Annotated in this window: 5 protein-coding genes and 1 rRNA gene; 4 read left to right on the top strand and 2 right to left on the bottom strand. The window is 55.5% G+C overall.

The window, feature by feature from the left end:
* Positions 1-58 precede the first annotated feature (58 nt).
* The 4 genes from M3668_RS04920 to M3668_RS04935 are packed head-to-tail and all read left to right on the top strand — an operon-like array spanning position 59 to position 6,460.
* Positions 59-835, top strand: coding sequence for a DeoR/GlpR family DNA-binding transcription regulator (locus tag M3668_RS04920; protein WP_251379664.1), 777 nt, complete (start codon positions 59-61; stop codon positions 833-835).
* A 2-nt stretch (positions 836-837) separates the two neighbouring features.
* Positions 838-1,962, top strand: a complete 1,125-nt coding sequence (gene galT / locus M3668_RS04925; RefSeq protein ID WP_251379665.1) for a galactose-1-phosphate uridylyltransferase — start codon at positions 838-840, stop codon at positions 1,960-1,962.
* Entirely contained in the window at positions 1,959-3,281 is a 1,323-nt protein-coding gene (gene galK, locus M3668_RS04930; RefSeq protein WP_251379666.1) for a galactokinase, read from the top strand. The genes galT and galK overlap by 4 nt, the downstream gene beginning before the upstream one ends.
* Before the next feature lie 29 nt (positions 3,282-3,310).
* On the top strand, positions 3,311-6,460 hold the full coding sequence (locus M3668_RS04935) for a glycoside hydrolase family 2 TIM barrel-domain containing protein (protein ID WP_251379667.1): 3,150 nt from the start codon (positions 3,311-3,313) through the stop codon (positions 6,458-6,460).
* Between the two features lie 2 nt (positions 6,461-6,462).
* On the opposite strand, the gene M3668_RS04940 is transcribed toward M3668_RS04935, so the two are convergent.
* Positions 6,463-6,996, bottom strand: a complete 534-nt coding sequence (locus M3668_RS04940; RefSeq protein WP_251379668.1) for a hypothetical protein — start codon at positions 6,994-6,996, stop codon at positions 6,463-6,465.
* 184 nt (positions 6,997-7,180) lie between these two features.
* Positions 7,181-7,300, bottom strand: a 23S ribosomal RNA gene (locus tag M3668_RS04945); the annotation flags it as partial.

Here is a 7,300-nt window from a genome sequence, read left to right on the forward strand (position 1 = left end):
TTATATTCTGTGCATAATGGGTGGTGAGGTAGAAGATATAAGAAACCGGAGGTGACAGGTGCTCCCCCAGCAACGCAAGAAGCACATACTGCGCGAAGTTCAGCAGCAAGGTAGCGCCCAAGTACAGGAACTGGCAGAAGCCCTCGGCGTTTCATCCATGACCGTGCGCCGTGACCTAGCAGAACTAGAAGACCAGGGTTTACTCTCCCGAACACACGGCGGTGCTATACCCACTCCGTCCTCCCTAGAGCCAACCTTTGCAGAAAAAATGACCCTACATGCGGATGCAAAAACTGCTATAGCACTCAGTGCCCTGCAGTTTGTGCAGGATGGTCAATCCCTGGGCTTCACTGCCGGGACCACCTGTACCCGCATAGCCCAAGAAATAGCCGCCAGTGGCACGTTCCGAAACCTCACCATCGTGACCAATTCTCTGTCTGTAGCTCATGAGTTCTACCGCACGGCAGATACCGGAGCGCACGGGCACCGGGTGGTTCTTACTGGAGGCGAGCATACCCCCTCGGATGCACTGGTAGGCGCGGTTGCCGATGCCACCCTTGAAAAGCTCAGTCTTGACTTGCTCTTTATGGGCGCTCATGGCGGAAGCACTAAGGGATTGACCTCCCCCAACCTTAACGAGGCACGTACCAACGAGACCTTCATGAAGAGCGCAGATACCGTGGTCGCGGTTTTTGACCACAGTAAGTGGGGCACCCCCGGCCTAGCACGCTTTGCCAACTGGTCCGACATCGATATCGCCATTACTTCCTCCGGTATCTCACCGGAGACACACACACTTCTCACCGAATCCGTTGAAAGGCTGGTGGTCGCTTAGTTATGGGCGAGGTACAAGTAAAAATTTCTCGCAGCACCCTAGCGGACGGTCGTGAAATCATCTTTTTTGACGACTCTGAACCCTACCTCTCTGGTGCTAAACAGCGCGACGCCAAAGACCTGCGTCCACTGGATGAGCGCACTCTGCCCCCTCAGGAGTCAGCATCAATCCGCATCGATCCTCTAACCGGGGACTTTGTGACGCTGGCTGCTCACCGCATGAACCGTACCTTCCTGCCCCCGGCAGATGAAGATCCTCTTGCTCCAGCTGGTGTAGGCAGCGTACCCGGTGAAATTCCCGAGACCGAGTACGATGTGGTGGTCTTTGAAAACCGCTTCCCCTCCCTGCAGGGCCCTCTTGCCCTGGTCAACGGTGACCCTCTCAATTTTGAGACCACTCCTGCCGGTCGCTGTGAGGTTGTTAGCTTCACTCAGGATCATGAGGGTTCCTTCGGCACTCTGGGCTTTAAACGGGCCCGCACTGTAGTGGAGGCATGGGCGCACCGCACCGCTGAGCTTTCAGAGTTGGACGGTGTAAAGCAGGTAGTACCCTTTGAAAATAGGGGTGAAGAAATTGGGGTAACCCTGCACCACCCCCACGGTCAGATTTACGCTTTCTCCTACCTGCCGCCTTACACCGCTGCCCTGGTACGACGAGCGGATGATTGGGCAATAGAGCAGGGCACTGACCTGCTGGAGTCAGTACTGGCATCTGAGCTAGAGGCAGGCGTGCGCATTGTGCGCGAGACCGATCACTGGGTAGTTTATGTACCCTTTGCGGCTAAGTGGCCGGTGGAGTTTATGGTGATGCCGCGCCGGGCAGCCGCCGATTTCGCGGCCCTTACCTCCGCCGAGAAAAATGATTTGACCGAAGTGTATCTCGACATGCTTACTCGCCTCGACCGTTTCTTTGAAGGAGTCGAGAAGACTCCCTACATTGCTGCCTGGGTGCAGAAGCCCCTGATTGATGGTCAGAATATCTCGCGGATGTTCCTCCACGTCTTCTCGTTGCTCCGCGCGCCAGGAAAGTTAAAGTACCTCGCCGGAGCCGAGTCCGCTATGGGTGCATGGATTAATGACACCACCCCCGAACGTATTGCTGCACGTTTTAAGGAGCTGGGAGCATGACCCCCGTCTGGAAGAAAACCCCTAAGCCCACCGAGCTAATCGACAGGGTAACCCAGGCTTTCAGGCTGGCATTTGGCTACGAGCCGACGGCGGTCTATTCCGCGCCAGGACGTGTGAACCTACTGGGCGAGCATATCGACTATTCCGGTGGTACTGTGTTGCCCTTTGCCTTACCCCAGAGAACCTATCTAGCTGTTACTCCCCGCCAGGATAGGCTCTTGCGTGCTGTAACAGCACAGGGCGACGCTGGGGCTTCAGCATCCTCTTCCCCCCGTGAAATAGAACTGGGTGCGATAGCTCCGGGTGCAGTTGAAGGTTGGCTTGCCTACGTCGCAGGAGTTCCTTGGGCAATGGCTCAAGAGGGGCTGGTAAGCCGCGATGAGCTGCCTGGAGCCGATATTGCCATTGATTCCTCAGTACCGCTGGGGGCTGGGCTATCCTCGTCTGCTGCACTGGAGTGCTCTACCGCCCTAGCCTTTGACGCTTTTGCGGCAGCTAATACTGGCAGGGAACCTCTGTCTGCGAGTGATACAGGCAGGACACAGCTTGCTATCGCCTGCATTCGGGCGGAAAACGAAATAGCCGGAGCTAACACCGGTGGGATGGATCAGTCCATCTCTCTGCGCGCTCATCAGGGGTCAGTTCTTGCCATTGACTGCCGCGATTTTTCAACACGCCCGCTCACGGTAGACGTTGACCGCGCCGGTTTTGCCCTGTTGGTTATGGACACCCGCGCCCACCACAATCTGTCAGACGGCCAGTATGCTAAACGACGAGCAGCCTGCGATTTCACCGCAGATACACTGGGGCTTACCACCCTGCGTGACTACTTTGAAAGCACCCCTACCTTGGCTGAAGCGCATCAGCTGGTAGCTCGCTGGGAAGAACAGGTTACAGCGGGCATGGTTGACCTACCACCCCAGACCGATCTGCCGACCGCCCGAGCTGCCCTACGGCATGCCTTGACCGAAATTGCCCGGGTTGAGGAGTGTCTGGCGCTCTTTAGCACAGCAGAAACCACCGAGCAGACCTGGGCACAGCTAGGAGATCTGCTCAATGCTTCGCACGATTCTTTGCGCGATGACTACCGGGTTTCCTGCGATGAGCTAGACCTGGCTGTCAACGCCGCCCGAGCTGCTGGAGCCCTGGGGGCACGTATGACAGGCGGTGGCTTTGGTGGGTCAGCTATCGCCCTGGTATCTCAAGAGCTGGTACCCACCGTCGCAGAAGCTGTAGCATCCGCCTACGAACGCGCAGGCTTTAACCACCCCGAATTCCTGCTGGCAAGCCCCGCAGCCTCAGCAGCTCAGGACCGCTAGACACCGCCTCGGCTCCGAAAGGCAAACTCGTGTTCATCCCTCGTCATTTTGAAAATCTGGAGGTCCTCCACGAGGGCACCCTAGCACCCCACGCTTACTACATACCAGCATCCGCGAACGCTCAACTCAGTGCCCGCGACCTGGTGTACAACCGCGAGCGTTCAGACAGGTTTACCTGCCTGAACGGCACCTGGGCTTTCCAGCTTTTTGATAGCCCTTACGAGGTTCCCGAGGGATTTTTCGCGGGGGACTACCTCTTGGAGGGTTTTACCGACTTACCGGTACCCAGCGTCTGGCAGAATCACGGGTTTGATAGCCACCAGTACACTAATATTCGTTATCCCTTCCCCATTGACCCGCCCTTCGTGCCGCATGCTAACCCGGCCGGTGCCTACATCCGAGATTTTATCTACACCCCTGTGGCAGAAGCACCCCGGGCCCACCTCAATTTTGAGGGTGTGGACTCCTGTTTTTATGTCTGGGTAAACGGCACCTATGTGGGCTACAGTCAGGTTTCACACGCAACCGCTGAGTTTGATATCACCGAGCATCTGGTAGAGGGTAGCAACCGTTTGGCTGTGCTGGTGCTTAAATGGTGCGATGGGAGCTACCTAGAGGATCAGGATAAGTTCCGCACCTCCGGGATTTTCCGCGACGTCTACCTTCTGCATTGCCCCGAGAAAGCACTGCAGGACTTCTTTATTACCTCGGAACTAACCGGCCTTCAGGCGGGGCAGGCTGAGGGTGCTACCGTGCACATTGATGCCGTACTGAGCGGCGAAGTGTCCACCAGCGTGAGACTACAGGACGCCGCAGGGCAGGTTCTTACCAGTGGTCAGCTAACCGCTGGGTCAGCGAGGGAGGGCTACACCCACTCGGTGGAACTCGAGATTTCTGAACCCCACCTGTGGACACCAGAAACCCCCTATCTCTATGAGCTAACGCTAGACACCGAGCACGAAAGAATTGCCGATCGGGTTGGTCTGCGCCAGGTGAGCCTGGAAGATTCGGTGGTTAAACTCAATGATCTTCCCTTTAAAATCCGTGGGGTAAATCGCCACGATTCAGACCCCTATACAGGCCCTACTGTTAACATTCAGCAGGTCAAACGTGATTTTGAGATGATGCTGGCGCACAACGTCAATGCTGTGCGCACCAGCCACTACCCCGGTTCCCCTTACCTCTACCAGCTGGCAGACGAGATGGGCCTGATGGTCATGGCTGAGGCTGATAACGAAAGCCACGGGCACGAACTTAAATATTTACGCGATGAGTCCTACACTCACAAGGTTGAGCACTGGAATGAGTTAGTCTCGGACAACCCCGCTTTTGTTACCGCTACTTTGGACCGTATGCAGCTATGCGTTCAGCGCGAGAAGAACCGCCCCTCCATCCTTTTCTGGTCAGCAGGTAATGAGGGGAGCTACGGGGTTACTTTTGAGACGGCTCTGCACTGGGTCAAGAGCTTTGACCCAACTCGTCTGACCCACTACGAAGGTGTCTTTAATGCCGGTAGCCGCCGCACCTATGACTTCTCCCCCCTCGACATCTACGGGCGCATGTACCCCTCCCTGGAGCATATCCGCGGCTATCTTGCAGGAGAGTTAGCGGCAACTACAGCCACCGGCGGGCAGGAAGGCGCAGGGCTTTTGGGCAAGCCCTACCTGCTCATGGAGTACTGCCACGCTATGGGCAACGGCCCAGGAGATCTTGCGGACTACCAGCAGATCATTGACGAAAACCCGCGCATGATGGGCGGTTTCATCTGGGAGTGGACTGACCACGCTATCTATAAGGGTGCAGACGCCGCTGGGCGCAAAATTTTCTTCTACGGCGGGGACCATGGTGAGGGTATCCACGACGGGAATTTCTGTATGGATGGTCTGGTCTACCCTGACCGCACACCACATACAGGCTTGCTGGAAGCTAAGCAGGTATTCCGTCCCCTGCGGATTACCCATAGCCCCGAACGCGGCGAAATCACCGTACTCAATAATCTGAACTTTAGCGATGCCTCCGATCGGTTTACTCTGCGCTACACCGTGGAGGTCAACGGCAGCGAAACAGAAACAGGCACCCTACCCTTGCCGCCCCTAGCACCTGGGCAGAGTGCAATCCTGCCCTTCACGCCGGCGGTACAAGTAGAGTCCGGGGCTGTCTATGTACGCGTAAGCACCGAGCTCACCGCTGACTACGCCCCAGCCAGTGAGGTGCTTTTACCCGCCGGGTATCTACTGGGTTTTGATGAGGGCAACTGGGGCACCGGGATGTTCACCCTGCCAGCGACCAATCCCACCGGTGGCGGGGAAATTACGGTAGCTGAGACAGAAACCGCTCTAACCCTGAGCGGAAGTAGCTTTACCTACGTGTTCAACCGTCTCACCGGTACCTTTAGCTCCATGGTCTTTGGAGGGCTAAGCCTGTTAGAGAAGCCTATGGACTTACAGATCTGGCGCGCCCCCACCGACAATGATATGTACATTCGTGCTGAGTGGCAGCGGGCCCATCTGGATCAGGCCTATACTCGCACCTATTCGTCAAGCTGGCAGCAGGTAGAAGAAGGTGGGGTACTCATTACTGCTCACCTGGGTCTAGTCGCCTGCACCGTCCAGCGTATTCTGACTGTGAACGCCATCTGGAAGGTAAGTACAGGTGGGCAAGTTGAGGTAGAGCTAGCAGTAGTCAAGGACCCCGAGTTCCCATCACTCCCCCGCTTTGGCCTAAGGCTCTTTTTGCCCCAAGCCATGGAGGCAGTGCGTTACTTTGGGCTAGGCCCGCACGAAAACTACATTGATAAGCGTCAGAGCACCTGGCACGGGCTGTTCGAGAACACTGTGGAGGGTCTGCACGAGGACTACATCATGCCACAGGAAAACGGGGCTCACTCCGATACCCGTTTCTTGGAGATCAGCGGTGGTGGGCTTGCTCTGACCGTGACCGGTGAGAGGGTAGGGCAGAGCGAGGGTTTTTCTTTTAATGCCTCCCCTTTTAGCGCTGAAGAGCTAACTCGTGCAGTGCGTAACGTGGATCTGTGCCCAGCTGGGGCGACCGTGCTATCCCTGGACTACCAGCAGAACGGTATCGGTTCCAATAGCTGTGGCCCCGAGCTGCTCCCCCAGTATCGCTTCAATGCCACCAAGTTTATGCTAAAGCTCACCTTAAACCCGGCGCTTCTCTAACCTCAAAGCTCCTCTACCTTCACTGCTTGCGTTTTTCCCATAAAACGGGCGAAAGCAGAAAGTATATGCTCAGCAAGACCTCTTGCAGGTTCTCCCACAAGACCAAGTTCAGCATCTGCTGATATCTCTCTGGGAGCAAGGATGCCAGTACTTACCTCAACGATGGAGGGTAGTGTAGCGTCACCAATATCGAAGGTGAAACTGAGCCCATTAGGGAAAGCAGCATGGAGATCAGGTGCAGTCTCTTCGTGGAATCGCAAGGATACTACATCACCCGGTACATAGTGCACTGTCTGCCCTAATAGGGTACTCTCGCCATCCTCATTCTGTTCCAGCAGATACTCTGAGCTTATTTCTATGTGGCTAGTAGATTCTTGACGCAGCTGCCGAGGCCACCACAGGTGAGTGTAAGCAGTAAAGCCCTGCCAAATCTCTTCAAAAGGTAAGGATAGTTCGGCAAACACAGCATGGGTCTGGTGTTCTGTAGCAGGTAGCGGCGCCGTCTCTGCCTTAGGTTGATGTGAGAAGAGGTCCATGATTTCAGCTTACCTTCCCGGTTTCTAGTCCAAGAACACTTAAATGGATACAAAAAAAGCGAGAGGTTCTAGAGTTTTCACTCTAGAACCTCTCGCTTTTAAGCAGCCTATAAGAGCTGTTATCTCAAAACCATACAGTGGACGCAAACACAAACAAACAACTAGCCAACAAACCTCAAAAAAAATATGTAAGCCTTCGGACTATTAGTACCAGTCAACTCCACGGGAATTCCCCGCGTCCATACCTGGCCTATCAACCCCATCATCTATAGGGATCCTCACACGTTCAAAAAACGCTAGGAAA

This window comes from Rothia sp. P100, from assembly GCF_023712425.1.
Classification (GTDB): Bacteria; Actinomycetota; Actinomycetes; order Actinomycetales; family Micrococcaceae; genus Rothia; species Rothia endophytica.